Origin of the sequence: Vreelandella venusta (assembly GCF_044809155.1) — a bacterium.
GTDB lineage: Bacteria > Pseudomonadota > Gammaproteobacteria > Pseudomonadales > Halomonadaceae > Vreelandella > Vreelandella venusta_B.
On record NZ_CP085241.1, the window covers coordinates 2,675,479 to 2,697,209 of the forward strand.

The following is a 21,731-nucleotide window of genomic DNA, read 5'->3' on the forward strand; positions in this document are numbered from 1 at the left end:
CAGCCACACATAACGTTTCTATAACAATATATTGGATAAGCACCTATGCATCATCAACACGCGGCGCTCCATAACGAGCTCCATGCAAGACCTCCTATCTATTTTGAAGGCCCGGCCTGCCTGCATCACTTCGCTTTTGTTATTGAGGGCGATGACGTTGACGCGCTGCTCGCGCGTCTTGCCGATGCAACGGGCGCGACGGTAACTCCTGAACAAGTCCAGCAGATTGTCAGCTACCAAGCGTGCTCTGTGAAATGGGAGCGGCACACCGAGTTTTTTACGCTGACCATTAAGCAAGCCAACAGCGAAGACCCGCAAACCTGGCCAACGCCGCCCGAGTTTTTACTCAGCGTCTTGACTGACTATGCGGACAAAATGATCAGCGCCAGCACATTACGCGTGGAAACAGCCAACCGCTGGGCCGGCAGCGTTGAAGCCTACGGCCTGGATAAGCCCGCCGGCTCACACGTAGGAGGCGGTGATGCCACGGTGTGGAGCGATTTCAATCTCGATGAACGGCATATTAACCGCTTTTTACTGGTCAACGACCGCCTGGACAAATACCGGCTTGGAAGAATGGCAAGACGACTATTCGATATTGAAACCTACCGCATGATGGCCATGCTGGCGCTGCCTGAAGCAAAAGCATTGAGCAGCGAACTGCAATACTACGAAGCCGAACTGTCGACCCTCTCTAATCAACACGCCGAACAGCACACGTCTCCGGCGGAACCCTTGCTAAGCGCCCTGACGCTACTTTCAGCAAAGCTCGAACGCTGCGGCGTCCAAACCCGCCAGCGGTTTAGCGCAACCGAGGCTTATTCCAGCATTGTGTTTGCGCGTATCAGTGAACTGCGCGAAGAGCGGGTCGGCCACTATCCTCAGCTGGGTATGTTTATATTGCGCCGCTTTGAGCCGGCCATACGCTACTGCGATGCCATGAATCGTCGCGTTGAAACTCTCGCCACCAGCGCTACGCGGCTGAATGACCTGCTTCGTACACGCTCTCAGGTAGAAATCGAAGGGCAAAACTATAAAATTTTGCAGAGCTTAGATGCGCGCGCCAGCAGCCAGCTTAAAATACAAAAAGCGGTTGAAGGGCTTTCGATCATTGTCATCAGTTACTACATTTTCAGCTTGATGAAGTTAGGGCTGGAAAGCTTAAGCGCGCTAGGCATTGATATCGAACCCAATGTGGCCGCCGCGGTATTAGTACCTCTCGGCGCGCTGACGATCTCGATACTTACCTGGCGTATTTGGAAGGTAAAAAAACACTAGCCAGACGGGATACGGCCTGCCTTTAACACGCTCACGTCACCAGCCGCGTGAGAAGCAAAAATTAAACGGTGCGCGCTTTTTACAGCGACGCACCGTTTTTCTTTAGAGAGCGCTGCGGTTGTCGCTACCGATTAGCTGCTCGCTTTTGCCGCCCGCGCCGCGTGTAGCTTCTTGTAGCTTTCGATCAGGCGCAGGTGGCGATCCAGCCCCTCCAGCTGCATATTGGTGGGCGTTAGGCCGTGGAAGCGCACTGTTCCGTCCACCGAGCCAACCACCGCTGCCATGGTCTTCTCACCGAACATACGCTGGAAGTTAGGCAGGTAGTCGTCCAGTTCCAGCTCGTCATCCAGCACAATTTCCAGCACCGCATTCACCGCCTGATAGAACAGGCCACGCTCCACGGTGTTATCGTTGTACTGCAGGAACATCTGCACACAGTCCAACGCTTCTTCATGGCGCTGCAGGGCCAGATACACCAGCAGCTTCAGCTCCAGAATCGTCAGCTGCCCCCACACGGTGTTCTCATCAAACTCGATACCGATCAGCGTGATGATATCGGCGTGGTCATCCATCTGGCTCTCTTCCAACCGCTCGACTAAGTCGGTGAGCTGATCGTCATCCAGACGGTGCAGGTTGAGAATATCGTCGCGGTAATCCAGCGCCTTATTGGTGTTATCCCAAATCAGGTCTTCAATGGGGTAGACCTCAGAGTAGCCCGGCACCAGGATGCGGCACACCGGTGCTCCCAGGTCTTCGTGTACCGCCATGTACACTTCTGCGCCCAACTCTTCGAAAATACTAAAAAGCGTGGCGGCTTCTTCTTCGTTGCTGCCTGAGAAGTCCCACTCGCTGAACTCAAAATCCGGTTTGGCACTAAAGAAGCGCCAGGACACCACGCCAAACGAGTCAATAAAGTGCTCAACGAAGTTGTTGGGTTCGGCGACAGTCTGTGAATTAAAGGTCGGCAACGGCAGGTCGTTAAAGCCTTCAAAGCTGCGGCCTTGCAGCAGCTCGGTCAGGCTGCGCTCCAGCGCTACTTCAAAGCTTGGGTGGGCACCAAAAGAGGCAAACACACCGCCCGTGCGCGGGTTCATCAGCGTCACGCACATCACTGGGAACTGACCGCCCATAGAGGCGTCTTTCACCAACACCGGAAACCCTTGAGCCTCCAGGGCGTTAATGCCCTCCAGGATATCTGGATACTTAGCAAGCACCTCTTGGGGGACGTCTGGCAGAGTAAGCTCCTGCTCAAGAATCTCACGCTTTACCGCCCGCTCAAAAATTTCCGACAGGCACTGCACCTGAGCTTCTACCAGCGTATTGCCCGCGCTCATGCCGTTACTGAGGAACAGGTTTTCAATGAGATTCGACGGGAAGTAGACCGTCTCGCCATCGCTTTGGCGCACAAACGGTAGCGACACAATACCCCGATCCTCACGGCCTGAATTAGTATCTATCAGGTGCGAGCCACACAGCTCACCTTCCGGGTTATAGATAGCTAAACAGTGATCGTCGAGAATCTCGGCGGGCAGCTCATCATTGGGCCCTGGCTTGAACCACTTCTCATTGGGGTAGTGAACAAACTCACTGTTCGCAATCTCTTCACCAAAAAACTGGTCGTTATAGAAGAAGTTGCAGCTCAAGCGTTCGATAAACTCGCCAAGTGCCGAGCAGAGCGCGCTCTCTTTGGTCGCGCCTTTGCCGTTGGTAAAACACATGGGCGAGGCCGCATCGCGAATGTGCAGCGACCAAACGTGGGGCACGATATTTCGCCAGGAGGCGATCTCGATTTTCATGCCGAGATCCGCCAGCATCGCGCTCATGTTGGCAATTGTCTGTTCCAGCGGCAGGTCTTTGCCTGGAATATACGTCGTGCTGCCTTCTGGCGCGCCCATCAGCAGCGCTTGGGCGTCTTCGTCGATATTTTCGACCACTTCAATCTGAAATTCGGGGCCGGTCTGCACCACCTTCTTCACCGTGCAGCGGTCGATGGAGCGCAAAATGCCCTCGCGGTCTTTCGCGGAGATATCCTCCGGCAACTCGACCTGGATTTTGAAAATCTGCTTGTAGCGGTTTTCCGGGTCAACAATGTTGTTTTGGGAAAGGCGAATGTTCTCGGTGGGGATATTGCGCGCGTTGCAATACACCTTAACGAAGTAAGCCGCGCACATGGCCGATGAGGCCAAGAAGTAGTCGAACGGGCCGGGGGCCGAGCCGTCGCCTTTGTAGCGAATCGGCTGATCAGAGATCACCGTGAAGTCGTCGAACTTAGCCTCTAAGCGGAGGTTGTCGAGATAGTTAACTTTGATTTCCATGAGCGGGCGTCCGGAGTAATGAGTGTGCCTGGGCGATAACACCTATGCCGATAGGCGAATGGCGGCCATTATCCAGTTTTTCACCCGCTTCGTCTTGGTTCACGTTACCCGTTTAGTGATTTCACCAGCACCTTGGATTTACGGGCATGGTTATAGGTTTCACGTTTTAACGGTGGCAGGTCGTCTAAGCTCGCCGTGCGAAAGCCACGCTCTACAAACCAGTGCGCCGTATGGGTAGTGAGCACAAACATTTCTGCCAGGCCACGCTGGCGGGCGCGCCGCTCAAGCGCCTCAACCAAGCGCTCGCCCCGCTCGCCGCCGCGGTAGTTACCGTGCACCGCCACGCAGGCCATTTCGCCTACGGTGGTACCCGGGAACACGTGCAGTGCCGCGCAGCCAATCACCATGCCATCGCGCTCAATCACCATGTAGTCATCAATTTCATGCTCCAGCCGCTCGCGGGAGCGGGCCACCAGCATGCCGCGCCGTTCAAGCGGCTCTAACAGCTCCAGCAGGCCGGCGACATCATTAAGCGTGGCGGGGCGAAGCTGCTCGTAGCGGTGCTGAGTGATCATGGTGCCCACGCCGTCGCGGGTGAACAACTCACCGAGCAGCGCATCGTGATTACGCCACGAGAGCAGATGCGTGCGTGCCACCCCTTCCCGAGCGGCGGTGCAGGCGGCGTTGAGGTGCCGCGCCAGCTCGCTTCCCGGCACGGCATGCGCAAGGCGCGGCTCAGCCTCAAACGGGGAAAGCTGACGCAGCAGCGCGCCCTGCTCATCTTCTAGCCCTTCAGACTCCCCCAGTAAAATCAGTTTATCGGCCTTGAGCGCCACCGCAGCGTGCTGAGCCACTTCCGAGGCGTCTAAATCGAAGACTTCGCCAGTGCTAGAGAAGCCCAGCGGCGGCAGCAGCACGAGCGAGCCTTTTTCCAGCAGTCCTTCAATGGCGCTGGCCCGCACTCGGCGCACTTCTCCGCTATGGTCAAAATCAACGCCTTCGCGCACGCCGAGTGGTTTGGCGGTCACTAAATTGCCGGAAATCACGCTAAGCTCCACGCCGTGCAGCGGCGTGCTGGGCAGGCCAAGCGAAAGTCGCGCTTCCAGCCATAGCCGCTGGTGGGCGGCCACCTGCTCCACATGGGCCATTACGGCCCGGTCAGCCACCCAGCGGCCATCCACGCGAGTAGGCTCCACCCCCGCCGCCGTCAGCGCTTCATGCACCTGGGGGCGAATACCGAATACCACCACCAGCCGCACGCCTAGGGTATGCAGCAGCGCTAAGTCCTGAATCAATTGCTCCCCTCGTCCAGACGCCATTGCTTCGCCTTCAATTAAGATGACAAAGGTTCGTCCCCGGTGCGCATTAATGTAAGGGGAAGCGTTACGAAACCAATCAACAAAGGGGAACCGTGTGTCCAAGGGCCGCTCTCCGGCAGCAGGTGAATGAAAGTAAGCGTGTTTACTTTAACAGAGCACAAAAAGCAGCGGCACCTTCTTGTGAAAAGAAGGTGCCGCTGAAAGCAGTAGCAGCCCGTTAGGCGCTGCACACAGGCAGCTGATTAGCCAAACATGCCCTTGAACATAAAGAAGAATAGAATTGCTAAACCGGCACCCGCAGGTAGGGTAATCAGCCACGACATCACAATGGTACCGATAACCCTCAGGTTCAGCGCGGCCATACCGCGTGCTAAGCCCACCCCAAGAATGGCACCGACAAGCGTATGCGTGGTAGAGATCGGCAGACCCGTACCGGACGCCAACACCACCGTGGTAGCCGCCGCCAGGGTGGCCGCAAAGCCGCGGCTAGGCGTTAGCTCGGTAATCCCAGTCCCCACGGTGGCAATCACCTTATGACCGTATGTCACCAACCCCACGACAATACCGCCACCGCCCAACACCAGCACCCACCAGGGCACTAACGCAGCGCTATCGATCACCCCATCGCTACGTACCACGCTGATTACTGCTGCCAGCGGGCCGACCGCGTTAGCGACATCGTTAGAACCGTGGGCAAACGCCATGGCACAGGCGGTAAAGATCATCAGCACGCCAAACACCCGCTCAACATTGGCGTAACCAAAGTGGTCGCTTGCGTTTTTTTCGTATTTGATACGCCGCTGCATCATGACGCCTACCCCCATAATGGCGACCCCGATCAGGACCGACAACAGGAAGCTTTGGCCAAAAGAGAGGTCTAACCCAACGTGGCTCAGACCTTTCGTGAGCGTGACCATCGAGACAATAAAGCCGACCAGGAAGATATAGCCCGGCACGTAGCGCTTGGCAGCGGCAAACGGGTCGTTGCTTTCGAAAATCAGATGATGCACTGATTTAAACAGCACAAAGCCAATGCTACCGGCCAGTAAAGGCGAGACAACCCAGCTTGAGGCAATTTGACCTACTTTGCCCCAAGCGACTGCTTCCATTCCCAAACCCACTGCACCAAAGCCGACAATAGCGCCCACAATGGAGTGGGTGGTCGATACCGGCCAGCCGCGAGCAGAAGCAATCATCAGCCAAATCGCGGCGGCCAGCAGCGCGGAGAGCATGCCGTACACCAACAGCTGCGGGTTTGCTTCTAGCAGTGCCGGGTCGAGCATACCGCCCCGAATCGTCGCGGTAACTTCACCACCGGCCAGCCAGGCGCCTAAAAATTCGAAAATAACCGCAATAATAATGGCCTGCTTGATGGTGATCGCTTTCGACCCCACCGAGGTTCCCATGGCGTTGGCCACATCATTGGCCCCAACGCCCCAGGCCATAAAAAAACCAAACAAACAGGCTAAGATGATAAAAATGTCACCGTGCTGGGCAATAATCAGCATGAGGTTCCCTTAGCGAGCGGTCAAAATCTGTAGGCGGCTGCCCACGCGTTCGGCGCGATCAGATAGCTCGCCCACCCAATCGATGATCTTGTAAAGAAAGATCACATCCACCGGTGGCAGTTGGCTTTCCAGCTCGAACAGACGGCGGCGGATAGCAACTTGTTGATCGTCAGCCTGATGCTCCAGGGTGTGCAGTTCGCGGATCATGTTCTGCATCACCTCCGACACATTGCGACCAAAACCCGATTCCAGCAGATCCTTCAGCTCTTCAAGCGCTTGGCGCGCTTGAGCGACACAGGCCACGCTGGTGATCATGTATTCACGCATGAGATCCGCCAGTTCGTCGGGCACGCGCATTTTACGGCCCAGCATAATGCCGGTAATGTCGCGTACTTTATTAGCGATCTTGTCCTGTACACTGATCAAGTCGAGCAGGTCAGAGCGCGATACGGGTAAGAACATGGTGTTGGGAAGGTTCAGCCGCAGCTCGGTTTTCAGCGTATCCGCGTCGTGTTCTAACCGAGTCACGTTTTCACGTAACGTGGTGGCGGTTTCCCAATCACCACTAAGGGTTGCCTCGAAGAACGGCAACAGTTGATCGGCACATTCACTGGCCTTGACGATGTGGGCCAGCAGCGGCTGGAATGGCGAGCGGCCAAACATCGCGGAAAAAGGGTTGGAGGTAACCATAGAGCCTTTAGCCTGTTTTCGGGGAGCCTGGAAATGGCGGGCGCCAGTATAAAGAGTGCGCCCGCCGCCGTCATAAAAAGTTCACATTGCCTTTAAAAACGCACCAACTCGTCTCACTTCCAAGGTGGCTAATGCCGTGAAAAATTCAACTGCCAATACCGCTATCAACGAAATCGAGCTTAAGCTAGCGCTGCCTTCCACACAGATAGATGCGCTGTTTAACCATCCCGCCTTGGCGGGTACAGCGCCCTTAAAACATCACTTGATTAATACCTACTTCGATACGCCCAGCGGTGATTTAGCCAAGGCACAGGTTGCCGTGCGCCTGCGTCAAGTCGATAACCAGGTGCTGCAAACGGTTAAAACTGCAGGCCATGGCGGCGGTGGCTTATCCAGCCGGCAAGAGTGGGAGTGGGCGGTTACCCACCAACAGCTTGACGCTACTGCCTTGAGAGAACTCCCCCCCTTTCAAGGTCAGCTTTTAAGCGCTATTGATCAGCTAACCCCTACGCTAAATACCGACTTTACCCGTCACAGTTGGCAGCTGACGTGGCAGGATAGCCACATTGAGCTGGTGTTAGACAAAGGAGAGATCACCAGCGGTAGTGCCTACGTCCCCATTTGCGAAATCGAACTAGAGTTAAAAACGGGCCAACCCGAGGCGCTATGGTCGCTGGCACTCGCGCTTGCCGAACGTGTGCCGCTGCGCCCGTCTGATAGCAGTAAAGCCGCCCGGGGCAATGCCTTGGCCGCTAACCATTGGCCGCTTCCTGAGGCCAGCACGCCGACTCAATGGCTACACCGTGCGACGGTGGCGCTAGACGCGTATCACGACAGTGGCCAAGACGCGCATTTGGTAGCGGCTCAGCAAGCCTTGGGCGCCGTTGCCACGCATCCTTTATTAGAGAGTCGCCTTCGCCCTACCGCTCAGCAGCTGTCCACAGCGCTTACCCACAGCGGGCAACCTAGCGCGGCCTATGGTCACGCCGCGTTGACGCTGGCCCATCGCTTGGCGGGGCAAACCGCGCTACGCTAATACGCATTAGGCCTACTTCAGGAAGATTCGATGAGTTTTCATTTAACTCCCGGTGCAGAGGGACTGCGCACACGGCTTTTCCATATTATTTTTGAGTCGGATACGCCGGGTTCCAAGGCATTTGATATTGCGCTGATTATCGCCATTTTACTGAGTGTCGCGGTGATTCTATTAAACAGCGTGGACGCCTACACCGAGCGCTACGGGGAGCTTTTCTTCTATGTGGAGTGGGTGTTTACTTTGCTGTTCACGATTGAACTAGCGGTGAGAATCTACTGCCTTGAACGCCCTACGATTTATTTAAAAAGCTTTTATGGCGTCGTGGATGTGATTGCCATTATTCCCTCTTGGCTAGTGCTGCTAGTGCCCGGCGCTCAAGGGCTAGTGATTGTTCGCCTGCTTCGTGTGCTGCGTATTTTCCGCATTTTGCGCTTGATGGAGTTTGTCGGCGAGGCGCGGCTATTAATGGATGCGCTTAAGCGCAGCCTTCGCCAAATCCTGCTGTTTTTTAGCAGCATTCTGATGGTCGTCACGCTGTTCGCCGCGCTGATGTACACCATTGAGTCGCCAGAAGCAGGCTTTACCAGCATTCCCATGTCGATTTATTGGGCGATTGTGAGCATGACCACCGTGGGCTACGGCGACATTGTGCCCGCCACACCGCTTGGTAAAGCGATCACCGTTATCTTAATGCTCATTGGTTACTCGATTATTGCCGTGCCTACCGGCGTGTTTTCCGCTCAGGTAATCCGCTCCATACGCGAAGATCGCTATTCAGAAGAAGCCTGCCCCGGCTGCGGCCACGACCGACACGAAAAGCGCGCCCGCTACTGCCTGCGTTGTGGCACATGGCTGGATGAAGAGAGCGAAGACCCACGCAAAAGCAAACAAGAGCACCACCCAGATACATAGTCTTGCCCAGATACACAATCTTGCCTAGATACATAGCCTAGGTGGTACTTCCCGACGCTTTAGCTAATAAAAGGGGTAACATCGCCCCGGCCTTCCCGAATCACTTTGGGCGGCAGCTCACGCAGGTCAATCACACTGGTAGGATCAAGATGGCAGGCACCGCCATCAATAATGGCATCCAGGTGCGCGCCGAAGCGGTCACGAATCTCTTCAGGATCGCTCATCGGCAGGTCATCACCCACCGGAATTAGCGTAACGCTCATCAGCGGTTCCCTAAGCGCATCCAGCAGTGCGTGGGTAATGCGATGATCAGGGACACGCACACCAATGGAGCGGCGCTTCGGATGCAATAACAGGCGCGGTACTTCGGTGGTGGCATCCAGAATAAACGTGTAAGGGCCAGGCGTGTGCGCTTTTAATAGCCGAAACACGGCGTTATCGACCTTGGCGTAGGTGCCTATCTCAGACAAATCCGAACACACCAGCGTAAAGTTGTGTTTATCGTCTAGAGAGCGCAGCCATTTGATTTTCTCAATCGCCTTTTTTTCGCCCAAGTGGCAGCCCAGCGCATAGCCGGAGTCCGTCGGATACGCGACCACACCGCCTTTACGAATGATTTCTATGGCTTGGTCGATCAAACGCTTTTGCGGATTTTCTGGGTGTATCTGGAAATATTGGCTCATCGCTTGCTCCTGGGGGTAGGCCTATGTTCACTAGGTATTTTTTCGCTGTATCCGTTCAGCTTAGCTGATTCGCGGGCTTGTCACCCACGCGCCAACATTCCACTGGGCGCGTCGCGCAGATGGGCGAGGCGCGGGTGCTCCCAGATAGGTGGCGCAGCGGTACGGGGAATCAAGCTCATACTCCCCGGGGCCGCGTGGCCACCGGGAAAGTGAAAATCACTGCCCATAGACGCGTATAACTCACGCTCAACCAGTTGGCGTGCCAGGTCACGGGTGCTGTCCGGGTTTTGCTGACCACTCACCAATTCAACCCCCTGCCCGCCCGCTGCTTGAAACGTATCCATAAGTAGGCCGCGCTTGCGCCGGGTCAACCCGTGGCGTAGCGGGTGGGCCAATACCGCCACGCCCCCCGAGGCCACTATCCAGGCAACGGCCTCGCTAATGTCTGGCCAGAGCGCTTTCACATCGCCTTTTTTACCGTTGCCCAAGTAGCGCTTAAACGCGCTAGCCCAGTCGGGCACCATGCCATCGGCGACCAAAGCACGGGCAAAATCCGGGCGGCCCAGAGGGCGATCGCTCCCCGCCTGAACACGCGCTTTTTCCAGCGCATTGGCAAGCCCTGCTTTCTCTAACCGCTCCGCAATCACCTCAGAACGCTTTATACGGGCCAGCCGCTGCTGCTCCAGCCCTTCTACCATGGGGCCTTGCAATCCGCCGGGCATAAGCGCTACCACGTGAATATTAATTCCCTGCCATTGGGTAGATACTTCACACCCAGGTATCAGGCAAAGCCCCGCCTGCTGAGCAGCGTCTGCCGCCTCGGCGATGCCGTCCATGGTGTCGTGGTCGGTGAGTGCCATGAGAGTAAGACCGCGTTCAGCGCACAGTGTCACTAACTCCGCGGGGGGAAGTGCGCCGTCAGACGCCGTTGAGTGCATGTGTAAATCCACCGGATAACGCTGGTCAGCATCAAACACGCGGGGCAGAGAAATTGCAGGAAGTAGGGGCATAAGCATGACGCCGTGTGGCGAGTTTGTCAGAATAGGTGAGTCATACACAAACAGGCATCCTGTTTCCCGTTAACGGTTCACAGGCGCTCGCCATGGTGCGCGCTAATGTAGGGGCGGTCAATGCTACACCTTAACAACCGACTCTTGCATTCAAGGAGTTACACCCATGCTATATGCGATTATCAGTGAAGATGTATCTAACAGCTTGGAGCGTCGTTTAGCGGCCCGGCCAGACCACCTCGCCCGGCTAGAGGCACTGCGCGATGAAGGCCGCTTGGTGCTAGCCGGCCCCCACCCGGCCATTGATACCGACAATCCCGGTGAAGCGGGCTTTAGCGGCAGCTTGGTAGTTGCAGAGTTTGAGAGCTTAGCGGACGCTCAAGCCTGGGCAGATGCCGACCCTTATATCATTGCAGGGGTGTATGCCAAGGTCATTGTTAAACCGTTCAAGAAAGTTTTGCCTTGACCGATTAGCGCGAGTGTGGAGGGTCCGCCGTCTTTTTCACAGAGCCTGTGGAAAACTCTGTGAAAACTCGGCGGACGCTTTTCTATAAGCCAGAGATAGCGCTACGATTAACAAATTGGTCATTTTTTAACCAATTTTCATTACTGACTTCACCACCACGGACTCCCGCGTGCCCCATCGTCCTGAACAACGCTCAAATGCCCTTCCTCCACTTTCGGCGCTAAGTGCCCCGCTGCTCTCTTGGAACGACGCCTCGCCGCATTCGGATGCCTTCGGTGATGTCTATTTTTCTCGCGAAGATGGCCGCGCAGAGACCGAGCACGTCTTTTTAGGAGCCAATCACCTACCCGAGCGTTTTGCCACGTGGCAGCCTACCCGCGCCTTTGTAATTGGTGAAACCGGATTTGGCACCGGGCTGAATATGCTCTGCGCCTGGGCCTGTTTTGAACAGCACGCGCCAGCCAACGCGCGGCTGCATCTGTTATCCACAGAAAAATTTCCCCTTGATCGTGACGCACTGACCCGCGCCCTGAGCGCTTGGCCGTCGCTGGGCCGTTATTCACAGGTGCTGTGCGCACTATGGCCGGAGGCGGTGAGCGGCGTACACCGCCTGCACTTAAGCGAGCGCGTCATCCTCGACCTGCACTTTGGCGACACCACCGAGCGGCTGGAGCTGCTCGACGGCCAGGTAGATGCATGGTTTTTAGACGGCTTTGCGCCCTCTAAAAACCCGGATATGTGGCAACCCGAACTGTTTGAGGCCATGGCCGCCCGCTCTCGCCCCGGCGCTACCTTTGCCACCTTTACCTGTGCTGGGATTGTGAAACGCGGGCTAAAGGCGGCAGGGTTTCACTGGAAGAAAGTCCCTGGGTTTGGCCGTAAGCGGGAGATGCTCGCGGGCGGCATTGAAGCCCCGCCCACGGATGCGCGACGCAACGCGACACCCTGGTTCACACCACCTGCCCACTACGAAGCCGAGCATATTGTAGTAATTGGCGCTGGCATGGCAGGCAGCAGCGTGGCGGCAGCGCTGGCGAAGCGAGGCAAGCAAGTCACCGTGATTGAGCGCAATACCCCTGGCGCAGGCGGTTCTGGCAACCGCCAGGGGGCGCTTTACGTAAAGCTGGCGGTGGAAACCAACCACCAAAGCCGTGTTTACCTAGCCGGGCTGCTGTATAGCCAGCGCTGGCTAAGCCAACTGGCCGCCGCTTTTCCACAGGAGCCGCCGCTTTGGCAACCCTGCGGCGTGCTCCAATTAGCGCTAAGCGATAAGGAGGCCACCCGCCAACAGCGTTTTATGGCCAATCATCCGCTACCGGAATCGGTTGTGTCTGCACAGAGTGACGCGCTGAGCAGGTTGGCGGGCGTGCCCGTCTCTGCGGCCCACGGGCTATTTTATCCCCAAGCGGGTTGGGCTCAGCCGAAAAGGCTCTGCGAACAGCTGCTGCAACACCCCAATATTACCCTGCGGCAAGGTGATGTCAGCGCGCTACAGCAAGCCTCTACAGCGGCGCAGTGGCGGGTAGCGCTGGCCAGCGGTGAAACGCTGCAGGCTGACCAGGTGGTAATCGCCACCGCATCGCTGGCGAACCAGTTTTCCCAAACCGCCGAGCTGCCGTTACAGCAAGTGCGTGGCCAAGTCAGCGAGCTAACGCTGCCAGAAGGCACTGAAGTGCCCACAAAAGTGGTGTGTGCGGGTGGCTATGTATCGCCGCCGATGGATAGCGTACTTACCTTTGGTGCGAGCTTTGTGCCCAATAACGCTACGACGCAAATGGTCGAGGAAGAGCACCAGCGCAATATCGATGAGCTGAGACAGGCACTGCCAGAATGGGTCGCCGCGCTTGAAGCCTCTGGCGTTTCGTTAAAGCCAGAGGCTCTAGAAGGCCGCGCAGCGGTTCGAGCGGCCAGCCCTGATAAAACGCCTTACGCCGGGCCAGTGCCCAGCTCAGCCGCATGGCAACGGGATTACGCGGTGCTGCGCAAGGATGCTTCTAAAGTCCCGCCCATCACAGGCGAGCACTATCCAGGGCTATGGATATCCACCGCCCATGGCTCACGGGGGCTGGCCAGCGCACCGCTGTGCGCGGAGGTGATCGCCTCACGCATCTGTGATGAACCGCTACCGCTTGAGCAGCCGCTCATCGATCACCTACACCCAGGGAGGCGCATTATCAGCGCGCTGGTAAGGGCTCAGTAGTCACCCTCCTCTTCGTCATCCGCTAGGTCTCGCCCAAAGGAGCGCCATTGGGCGAGGGTCATCACTTCCGTCATTTCCAGCTCAAGGTCATGGGCAATAATCAGCTCGTGACGCTCTAACTGCTTTTTTAGCTCCGCTACCCAGCCGTGCATGCCTTCGCCCGTCGTATCGGTCGTGTCATAGCCCTGGCGAGTTACAAACGCTTCCAGCAGCGCATTCAGAGTTTCCGGCGGCAGCATGCGTGCCGGCACTTCGATAAATCGGCTCATTCGCTTTGCTCCCAGGCGGTTAAACGGTCAATAAAGGTCGCTTCGTCAATCACTTCAACGCCCAACTGCTCGGCTTTGGTGAGCTTGCTGCCCGCGGCTTCGCCCGCCACTAGGCAGGTGGTCTTTTTCGATACGCTGCCCGCGACTTTAGCCCCCAGCGCCTGAAGCCGCGCTTTGCCTTCATCGCGGGTCATGCTCTCCATGGCACCGGTCAGCACCCAGGTTTGGCCTTCTAGCGGCGTGGGGCCTTGGGTGACTTCTGACTCTTGCCAGGTAATGCCCGCCTCAATCAGCGCTTGCAGCGTTTCTAGGTTGTGGGGTTGGCGAAAAAACGTATGAATATGCTTAGCGACAATGGGGCCTACGTCGTTCACCGCTTCCAGCGCCGCTAGGTCGGCGTCTTGCAGCGCTTGTAGCGTGCCAAAGTGGTTGGCCACGTTGGCTGCCGTGGCTTCGCCCACCTCACGGATGCCTAGTGCGTAAATAAATCGCGCTAGCGTGGTCTGCTTGGCCTTCTCTAGGGCATTGACCAAATTCGTCGCCGACTTTTCACCCATGCGCGGCAGACTCTTTAACTGCTCCACGCTTAGATGAAAGAGGTCGGCAGGCGTTTTCACCCAGTCTAGGTCCACTAACTGCTCGATAAGTTTTTCACCCAGCCCATCCACATCCAGCGCCTTGCGGCTAGCAAAGTGCTTTAGCGCCTCTTTGCGCTGAGCAGCGCAGTAAAGCCCGCCGGAACAGCGCGCCACCGCCTCACCTTCCAGGCGTTCGATCTCCGAGCCGCACACTGGGCAGTGGTCGGGGAAGCTAATCGCGCGGGCATTTACCGGGCGCTTCTCTTCATCCACCCGCACCACCTGGGGAATAACATCTCCTGCACGGCGAATGGCGACGGTATCGCCAATCATCACGCCTAAGCGGATAATCTCATCGGCGTTATGCAGCGTGGCGTTGGAGACGGTAACACCGGCCACCGTGACCGGCTCCAGGCGCGCCACCGGCGTAATCGCCCCGGTGCGCCCCACCTGAAATTCCACATCGTTCAGCGTGGTAACCTCTTCCTGGGCCGGAAATTTAAACGCCACCGCCCAGCGCGGGGCGCGGGCCACAAAACCCAGCTCCCGCTGGTGGCGCAGGTCGTTCACCTTAATCACCACGCCATCAATGTCGTAGCCAAGCTGGTCGCGTTTTGCACCTAACTGTTCGCAATAGTCGGCAACGGTCTCTGGGCCGTGCATCGTGGTTAGCTCGGTGCTGGTGCGAAACCCAAGCGTCGATAGTCGCGCCATCAGCGCGCTGTGGGTAGTGTCCCCCATATCGGGCTGCAACCGTGCCGCTTGATAGGCATGAAACTCTAGCGGGCGGGTCGCGGTAATGCGCGGATCAAGCTGGCGTAAGCTGCCCGCAGCCGCGTTACGCGGGTTGGCGAATACCTTGCTTCCTTCATCTCTGGCACGGTCATTAAGCGCCTCAAACCCTGCGTGGCGCATGATCACCTCACCACGCACTTCAAGCAATGCTGGGATGTCTTCGCCTATTAACTTGAGCGGAACGGAGCGCAGGGTACGCAGGTTCGAGGTAATGCCTTCTCCCGTCCGGCCATCCCCCCGAGTCGCACCGATGGCTAACGCGCCCTGCTCATACACTAGCGACACCGCAGCACCATCGAGTTTTGGCTCACAGCTAAACTCAATCTCACCGGCCTGACACTCCAAGCGCTCCGCCACGCGTTCGGCAAACGCCACAATATCATCACGACTAAAGGCATTATCCAGCGAGAGCATCGGTATGGCGTGGGCAACCTCGGGAAACCCCTCTGCCGGTGAAGCGCCAACACGCTGGGTGGGCGAGTCGGGCGTTATCAGTGCAGGATGCTCAGCCTCTAGCTGCGTTAAGCGCTGTAGCTTACGGTCATAATCCGCATCCGTCAGTGTTGGCTCGTCCAGCACGTAGTAGCGGTAATTAGCATCATCCAGTTCGGCGCGAAGCTGGCTAATCTCTTCAAGCAAATGGGGGGCAGGCTGACTCATTCAGGGGTTCCGGCGTACAAAGAAAAACGGACGTTTAATAACAAAAACACCCGCCTTCGTGGAAGGCGGGTGGTATAACAAAGCGGCGATTAGCGCGCCTGCAATTGGCGATGCAAACGGTGTCGACGCTCAAATTCATGCACCCGCTGGCGGGCAAATTCGATGGTTTGCGCGGTCATCACACTGCGGTTTTCATCTTTCAGCTCGCCGCCCATATGGCGTACTAGCACCATCGCGGTTTCTACCATGGCTTCAAACGCAGCGGAACTATCCGCAGCACCGGGCAATGGCATCAGGAAGGTAATGCCTGGTGTAACGAACTCATCCATTTCCTCAATGGGGAATGTACCTGGCTTAAGCACGTTAACCATTGAGAACTGCAGCTCACTATCTGCACTTTCCGTTTCAAAGCGGTGAAAAACGCCCATTTCACGGCTGTAGCGCAGCCCACATACCATCATCAGCTCAAGCAGTTTGCCGCCATCAAAGCCTTCAGGATCACGAGAAAGAACGCTAATCACCACCATTTCATCGGCGTTGGTCAACGTTTCCTTGGCATGCGCGCCATTCACGTCGTGGCGTAACGCTTTTTCAAGCGCTGGATGGGTACGAACGACGCTCTCTTGTTCAGCATAAGCATCGGTTACGTATTCATCATACTCATCGATGCTGTCATAACCCTGGGAGTAGTCGTTAGCATACCCCTCAGAGCGGCCTTGACGATGCCCTTCATCATGGCGGTTCACCGGAGAGTTATCGGCAGCTTCACGCGCTTCTTGCTGCATTGCCATTCGCTGAGCTTCCGCTGCGCTAGCCGCCGCTTCTCGGGCCTCTGCACGCTCTTGGGCAATACGGGCTTTCTCGGCTTCAGCGGCTTCTTTCGCCTCGCGGCGCTGCTCTGCCTCCAGAGCCTTGCGCTCAGCTTTCTGTTTGGCTAATGCTTCGGCCCGCTTAGCTTTTTCAGCTTTTTTAATGGCTTTTTGCTTGCGACGCTCAATCAAGCGGCGTTTGAAGGAGCGGCCGATGCCCTCAAAATCGACTAATCGGTATTCATCAATTTCATCGTCATCAAGCTCGTCATGCTCACCCACCGTATCTTGACGGAGCTGCCGGCGCTTGGGTGCATCAGATGACTGTTTTGCAAATACGGCGTCTTCCGGTTCGGCGCGCAACACGGGTTCAGACTCTTCTTGGTGAACCGCTTGCTTCGGTGTCTCGGATTCTGAGGTAGATGTCTCTTGCGCGGAGAGCGGCATAGAGAAGGCATCAGCGTCTAAAGCGGGCTGTGCGGCAGCAGTTTCTGTCGGCGCAGCATCTTGAGCGGTCGGTTGAACAGGCTCAACCGGTGGTTTTTCATCCGCCCGCATTTCATCGGAAACATGGGGGTCAGAGGCGGTATATTCAGCCTTGTCTATCGCCTGAGGAGATGTGGAAGCCGTGGGGCTATCGTTTTCCATCATAGACACACTGGGCTCCCGGCGCTCTTGCTCACATGCTGGCTGCTCGCTATGCGGGGGCTCATGGGCTGCAGACGCGCTGTATTGAGAGCCGGAGGAAGCAGGGGTAACAGGTGCGGATGCCTGCTTAACCGTTTGCTTAACCGCGGGCTTCTGTTTCGGCATCGCTTTAGAGAAAGAGCGTTTAAAATCATTGAGCACTTTAGACGGCCCAGGGTGCTCTTGGCGCTCTAATTTGGGCTTGCTTCCAAGCCCGCTGTAATCCGCAGGCTTAACAACCCTGGCACCACCATTAGGCAGCTCCCAATTTATTTCTGCCTCTTTAGCGGCGTCGTCGAACTCTTCCGGTTTAACAGCCGGTAGGTCTTTGGCTGCCTGATCTAGCTGAGGGACACGCCGCTGACGTTGAAGTCTTCGCACACCGTCGACCACGATAAGCGAAACCAGTGCCAATCCTAGAATGATTAACCACTCTCTTAATTCCATGTCGAGCATTCCATGGGTCATTTAACCGGTTGCTAAGGCGCCATGCCTGAAGACGGAAACCTTTTAGATAGTCACTAATTATCACCAAGCATAGCGCGATTGCTACGAAAAGGGCCACTTTTTGCTATTTTCTACGTTAGTACGACGCATTAGAAGTTTTTAAGGCAATTTTCCGACCGTATCAACCAGGAAAAGTGCAATTTTAGTGCTTATTAACATCGAGCCTAAGCTTCTTCTTTATAGGCGCTTTACGCTGACTCATCAGGATGTGGCTTATGACAGCAGCTATCCTACTGATTTAAATAAATTTTAACTTCTTACATCGCTAATTTTCTGGCGGTAATGCAGTACCTCATCTGTCCTGCTATCAAGCGCATTTAACGCAGTGACTAGTGCTTAACCACTGTTACTACCACACTCCAAGTATTGCTAAGTGTAATCCTAGTGAACGTTTATGTTTCTCGCGAATTTCCGTAAAAAATTCTGTGCGCTTAAGCCAGTGCAAAAACACTTACGTAAATTTAGTAAGCACAGGCGCCTGCTAGTCTACTAATGCTGCCGCTTCGTCAATCCCCACGGAGACCAGCCGCGACACCCCCGGCTCCTGCATCGTTACCCCCATCAGGCGTTCGGCAGCCTCCATCGCGATTTTATTATGGGTAATATAGATAAATTGCACGCTTTCAGACATCTCTTTCACCAGCTTGGCGTAGCGGCCAACGTTGGCGTCATCCAGCGGAGCGTCGACCTCATCCAGCATACAGAACGGGGCCGGGTTGAGCTGGAAGATGGCAAAGACCAGCGACAGCGCAGTCAGCGCTTTTTCCCCACCGGATAACAGGTGAATCGTGCTGTTCTTCTTCCCCGGTGGGCGGGCCATAATCGCCACGCCGGTTTCCAGTAGGTCGTCTCCGGTCAGCGTTAACCAAGCGGCACCACCACCAAATACGCGTGGGAAGAGGGTTTGCAGACCAGTATTCACCTGCTCGAAGGTCTCTTTAAAGCGTATGCGGGTCTCTTGGTCGATCCGCTTAATCGCCCGCTCTAGGGTTTCCAGTGCTTCGATTAGCTCGGCGTGCTGGGCTTCCAGGTAGTTACGCCGTTCGGCCTGTTGATCGTACTCTTCAATCGCCGCGAGATTAATGGCGCCTAAACGACGAATCTTATCTGACGTGCTCTCTAAACGCTCCTGCCATGCTGTTTCATTGGCATCACTGGGCAGGTGTGCGGCAAGTGACTCGGCATCGTGGCCAAGCTCGGCTAACTGTTCATCCTGGGTAGCGGCTTTTAACACCAGTGCTTGCACGTCCATGCGGCGCTGCTGTAACTGCTCTCGGCTTTGCTCTAAATTGCGCTCATGCTGCTGGCGGGCTAGCTCGTCATTACGCAACTGCTCAGCTAACGCTTGAGCTTGTTGGCGAGTCTCGTTTAGACGACGCTCCTGCTGTTCGCGCTGATGGAGTAGCTCCTCAAGTTCTTCGGCGGCGAGTTCATCTGGCTCTACCAGCATTTCCCGCGCTTCTTCTAGCTCGGCAATACGTAGTGCTAAACGCTCTTCGCTATCGCTACTGCGAGCTTGCTGGGCGCGTAGGCTATCGCGCTCTGCAGTGAGCCTTTCTCGCTCAAGCGCGAGTGACTGCTGACGCGCTTTGAGCGGGGCATGCTGTTGGTTGAGCTGCTCGCGCTGCTCACGCTGGCGGTGGCGCTGTTCGGCGCTGGTTTCGCGCGCTTCGGCGGCGGTTTCCAGTTGCTCCATGGCCGTGTGCCAACGAGCGCGCTGCTCTTCTAAAGTAAGCGTTAACTCCGCCTCATCCTCTTGCAGCTGCGCCAGTTCGTCGTCCAGCTCCGTAGCACGGCTGGAGAGATGCTCCAGGCGCTGGGCAAGCCGCTGCTCTTGCACCGCTAGCTGCTGGCGGGTGGCCGCGTGGTCGCGCTCCTGCTCCGCTTGCTGTTCACGGGTCAGTTCTAACGTTTCAATCGTTTCGTTGGCGGCTTCGCACTGTTCATCCAAGAGCGCCAACGCCTCTTCCGCCCGCTCACGCTCTGCGGCCAGCTCCTCAAAGCGGCGACGCGTCACCAATAGCGCATCGACACCTTCTCCGTTCGATTGCTGGTGCAGCCAGCCGCGACCGCGCCATACGCCGTCTTGGCTGACTACACTCTCACCAGGGGCAAGCATAGGCAACAGCGCCTCGGTAGCTTCGGCGGTATCCACATAGTGAATACTGGCTAACCACTCCGTTAGCGCGCCTGCCCCTTTCACCAAATCGCTGAGGCGATTGCCTGGGCCCGCCGTGGCTGTGGAAGGCGGCGCTTGATCAATCAAGCACCACTCCGTCGCCAGCGCTTCGGGCAGCGCGTTTAGGTGATGGGCGGCTACCAGCCGGGCGTTTAGCCAGGGAGCGAGTAGCCAGGAAATAACCCGTTCCCACCCTTGGCTGACCGAAATGGCTTCACCCAAGCGGGGTGCATCGGCGAGGCCATGAGCGGCCAGCGTTTCGCTTAGCTGAGGGTCGTGATCGGCCAGAGCGGCATCCATCAGCGCCTGCAGCGAGGCAAGTTCGCCCTGCTGCTGGCTAAGTGCAGCGCGCTGCTCATCGCGCCCTGCCACCGCTTGCTGGTAGGCACTTTTGGCATCGCTGTAGCGCTGCTGCCACTGCTCACGCTCCACTTGGAAGGCACCGGCACGTTGGTCGGCTTCTTCCAAGCGGGCTTGGTAGTCGGCGTGCTCGTTTTGCAGCGCGGTCATGTCGGCCAGCTCGCCGCGCTGCTGGCGGCGGCGCTGCCCTTCTGCCTGCAGGCGAGCAATACGTTGCTCTAAATCACGCAGTTGGTCTTGGCTACGGTCGGCATCGCGGCTGGCCTCGCGCCAGCGGTTTTCAGCATCCGTCCACTGCTGCTCGGCGGCCTCTAACGCTGGTGTCGCGTCGGCCAGGGTTTGCTCGAGGATTTCAAGCTGCTCCTCAAGCGCTTCATGCTCGGGCAGCAGCTCCTCAAAGCGCTCGCCGATCACCGCGAGCCGCTCCTGGTCGCCCTCGCTGACCTGGCGCTGCTCGTCGAGATCTCGGCGGGCGGTGGCAATGTCGTTGGCCAACTGCGCTTCGCGGCTGCGGCGGTGGGCCTGGTCTTGCTCTAGGCGGGCGATGCGCGTAGTGGTTTCATAAAACTGCTGTTGATGGCGATCCAGCACCTCGGCCAGTTCATCGTGCTGCTCGCGGGCTTGCTCCAGGCGAGTTTCACACTGGCGAACGCCAAATACGTCTTTTTCAACCGCAATTTCTAGCTCGCGGACGCGGCTCTCTTGGTGGGACTGCTCAATACGCAGCGTGCGACCGCGCAACAGGGCCAGCTCACCTTTTAGCCGGTACTCCTGCTGTTTTAGCTCTTGATAGCGCTTTGCCGCTTCGGCTTGGCGCTTAAGGCGTTCAAGCTGCTTATCCAGCTCCTCACGAATGTCATCCAGGCGCTCTAGGTTTTCCTGGGTACGGCGCATGCGGTTTTCGGTTTCCCGGCGGCGCTCTTTGTACTTGGAAATACCCGCAGCTTCTTCTAATGTGGCGCGCAGGTCATCAGGCCGAGCTTCAATCAGCCGCGATATCATCCCCTGTCCAATAATCGCGTAGGAGCGCGGGCCGAGGCCGGTGCCCATAAACAGGTCAGCAATATCTCGACGGCGGCACTTTTGGCCGTTAAAGAAGTAGTTGGACTGGCCATCCCGGGTCACCAGACGCTTGACGGCGATCTCTGCGTACTGGGCGTAAACGCCGCCCATGCCACCGTCGCGGTTATCAAACTTAAGCTCAATGGACGCTTGGCCAATGGGCTTACGTCCTGTTGAGCCGTTGAAGATAACATCGGCCATGGATTCACCGCGCAGGGTTTTGGCGGAAGATTCCCCCATAACCCAGCGAACAGCATCAATGATATTGGATTTGCCGCAGCCGTTTGGCCCGACGATGGCCGTCATATTGCCATCGAAGGGCACGGTGACAGGGTCAACAAAGGACTTAAACCCAACCAGACGAATAGAGGTTAAGCGCATTGCGCCCCTTCTTAGCAGCTACTTGCG

At 56.8% G+C, this 21,731-nt stretch carries 15 protein-coding genes; 5 read left to right on the plus strand and 10 right to left on the minus strand.

The window, feature by feature from the left end; translation table 11 throughout:
* Positions 1-45: 45 nt before the first annotated feature.
* The gene (locus LG301_RS12455; RefSeq protein WP_404471480.1) at positions 46-1,278 is read left to right on the plus strand and encodes a DUF3422 domain-containing protein; all 1,233 of its coding nucleotides are present in this window, start codon (positions 46-48) and stop codon (positions 1,276-1,278) included.
* A gap of 131 nt (positions 1,279-1,409) precedes the next feature.
* On the opposite strand, the gene LG301_RS12460 is transcribed toward LG301_RS12455, so the two are convergent.
* The 4 genes from LG301_RS12460 to LG301_RS12475 all read right to left on the minus strand — a co-directional run bounded on the left by LG301_RS12460 (position 1,410) and on the right by LG301_RS12475 (position 7,110).
* Positions 1,410-3,593: an OsmC domain/YcaO domain-containing protein gene (locus LG301_RS12460; RefSeq protein WP_404471481.1), complete on the minus strand. Its 2,184-nt coding sequence runs from the start codon at positions 3,591-3,593 to the stop codon at positions 1,410-1,412.
* A 104-nt stretch (positions 3,594-3,697) separates the two neighbouring features.
* Positions 3,698-5,014, minus strand: coding sequence for an amino-acid N-acetyltransferase (gene argA / locus LG301_RS12465; RefSeq protein WP_404471482.1), 1,317 nt, complete (start codon positions 5,012-5,014; stop codon positions 3,698-3,700).
* A gap of 140 nt (positions 5,015-5,154) precedes the next feature.
* Positions 5,155-6,420, minus strand: a complete 1,266-nt coding sequence (locus LG301_RS12470; protein ID WP_404471483.1) for an inorganic phosphate transporter — start codon at positions 6,418-6,420, stop codon at positions 5,155-5,157.
* A 9-nt stretch (positions 6,421-6,429) separates the two neighbouring features.
* Entirely contained in the window at positions 6,430-7,110 is a 681-nt protein-coding gene (locus LG301_RS12475; RefSeq protein WP_404471484.1) for a TIGR00153 family protein, read from the minus strand.
* Positions 7,111-7,246: 136 nt separating this feature from the next.
* Between LG301_RS12475 and LG301_RS12480 the strand changes: the two genes are divergently transcribed.
* Both LG301_RS12480 and LG301_RS12485 read left to right on the plus strand, forming a co-directional pair.
* Complete coding sequence (locus LG301_RS12480; RefSeq protein ID WP_404471485.1) at positions 7,247-8,146, plus strand: CYTH domain-containing protein; 900 nt, start codon at positions 7,247-7,249, stop codon at positions 8,144-8,146.
* 30 nt (positions 8,147-8,176) lie between these two features.
* Positions 8,177-9,058, plus strand: coding sequence for an ion transporter (locus tag LG301_RS12485; protein ID WP_404471486.1), 882 nt, complete (start codon positions 8,177-8,179; stop codon positions 9,056-9,058).
* Between the two features lie 59 nt (positions 9,059-9,117).
* On the opposite strand, the gene LG301_RS12490 is transcribed toward LG301_RS12485, so the two are convergent.
* Positions 9,118-9,741, minus strand: a complete 624-nt coding sequence (locus LG301_RS12490) for an L-threonylcarbamoyladenylate synthase (RefSeq protein ID WP_404471488.1) — start codon at positions 9,739-9,741, stop codon at positions 9,118-9,120.
* Between the two features lie 80 nt (positions 9,742-9,821).
* Positions 9,822-10,751 (minus strand): PHP domain-containing protein, encoded by a 930-nt coding sequence (locus LG301_RS12495; RefSeq protein ID WP_404471489.1) that lies wholly within the window; start codon positions 10,749-10,751, stop codon positions 9,822-9,824.
* Between the two features lie 166 nt (positions 10,752-10,917).
* Between LG301_RS12495 and LG301_RS12500 the strand changes: the two genes are divergently transcribed.
* Together LG301_RS12500 and mnmC are read left to right on the plus strand one after the other, a co-directional pair.
* A complete protein-coding gene (locus LG301_RS12500; protein ID WP_404471490.1) occupies positions 10,918-11,217 on the plus strand; it encodes a YciI family protein in 300 nt (99 codons plus the stop codon).
* Between the two features lie 169 nt (positions 11,218-11,386).
* The gene (mnmC, locus tag LG301_RS12505) at positions 11,387-13,417 is read left to right on the plus strand and encodes a bifunctional tRNA (5-methylaminomethyl-2-thiouridine)(34)-methyltransferase MnmD/FAD-dependent 5-carboxymethylaminomethyl-2-thiouridine(34) oxidoreductase MnmC (protein WP_404471491.1); all 2,031 of its coding nucleotides are present in this window, start codon (positions 11,387-11,389) and stop codon (positions 13,415-13,417) included.
* Here the strand turns inward: mnmC and LG301_RS12510 are convergent.
* The 4 genes from LG301_RS12510 to smc form a co-directional block, all read right to left on the minus strand.
* A complete protein-coding gene (locus LG301_RS12510) occupies positions 13,411-13,686 on the minus strand; it encodes a YheU family protein (RefSeq protein WP_263067657.1) in 276 nt (91 codons plus the stop codon). The two genes, mnmC and LG301_RS12510, sit on opposite strands and share 7 nt — an antisense overlap.
* Positions 13,683-15,719, minus strand: a complete 2,037-nt coding sequence (gene ligA / locus LG301_RS12515) for an NAD-dependent DNA ligase LigA (protein ID WP_404471492.1) — start codon at positions 15,717-15,719, stop codon at positions 13,683-13,685. Before ligA ends, LG301_RS12510 begins: the two co-directional genes overlap by 4 nt.
* Before the next feature lie 89 nt (positions 15,720-15,808).
* On the minus strand, positions 15,809-17,662 hold the full coding sequence (zipA, locus tag LG301_RS12520; RefSeq protein WP_404475257.1) for a cell division protein ZipA: 1,854 nt from the start codon (positions 17,660-17,662) through the stop codon (positions 15,809-15,811).
* A gap of 541 nt (positions 17,663-18,203) precedes the next feature.
* Positions 18,204-21,704 carry a chromosome segregation protein SMC gene (smc, locus tag LG301_RS12525; RefSeq protein WP_404471493.1) on the minus strand — a complete coding sequence of 1,167 codons (3,501 nt, stop codon included), beginning with the start codon at positions 21,702-21,704 and terminating at the stop codon, positions 18,204-18,206.
* Positions 21,705-21,731: the final 27 nt, after the last annotated feature.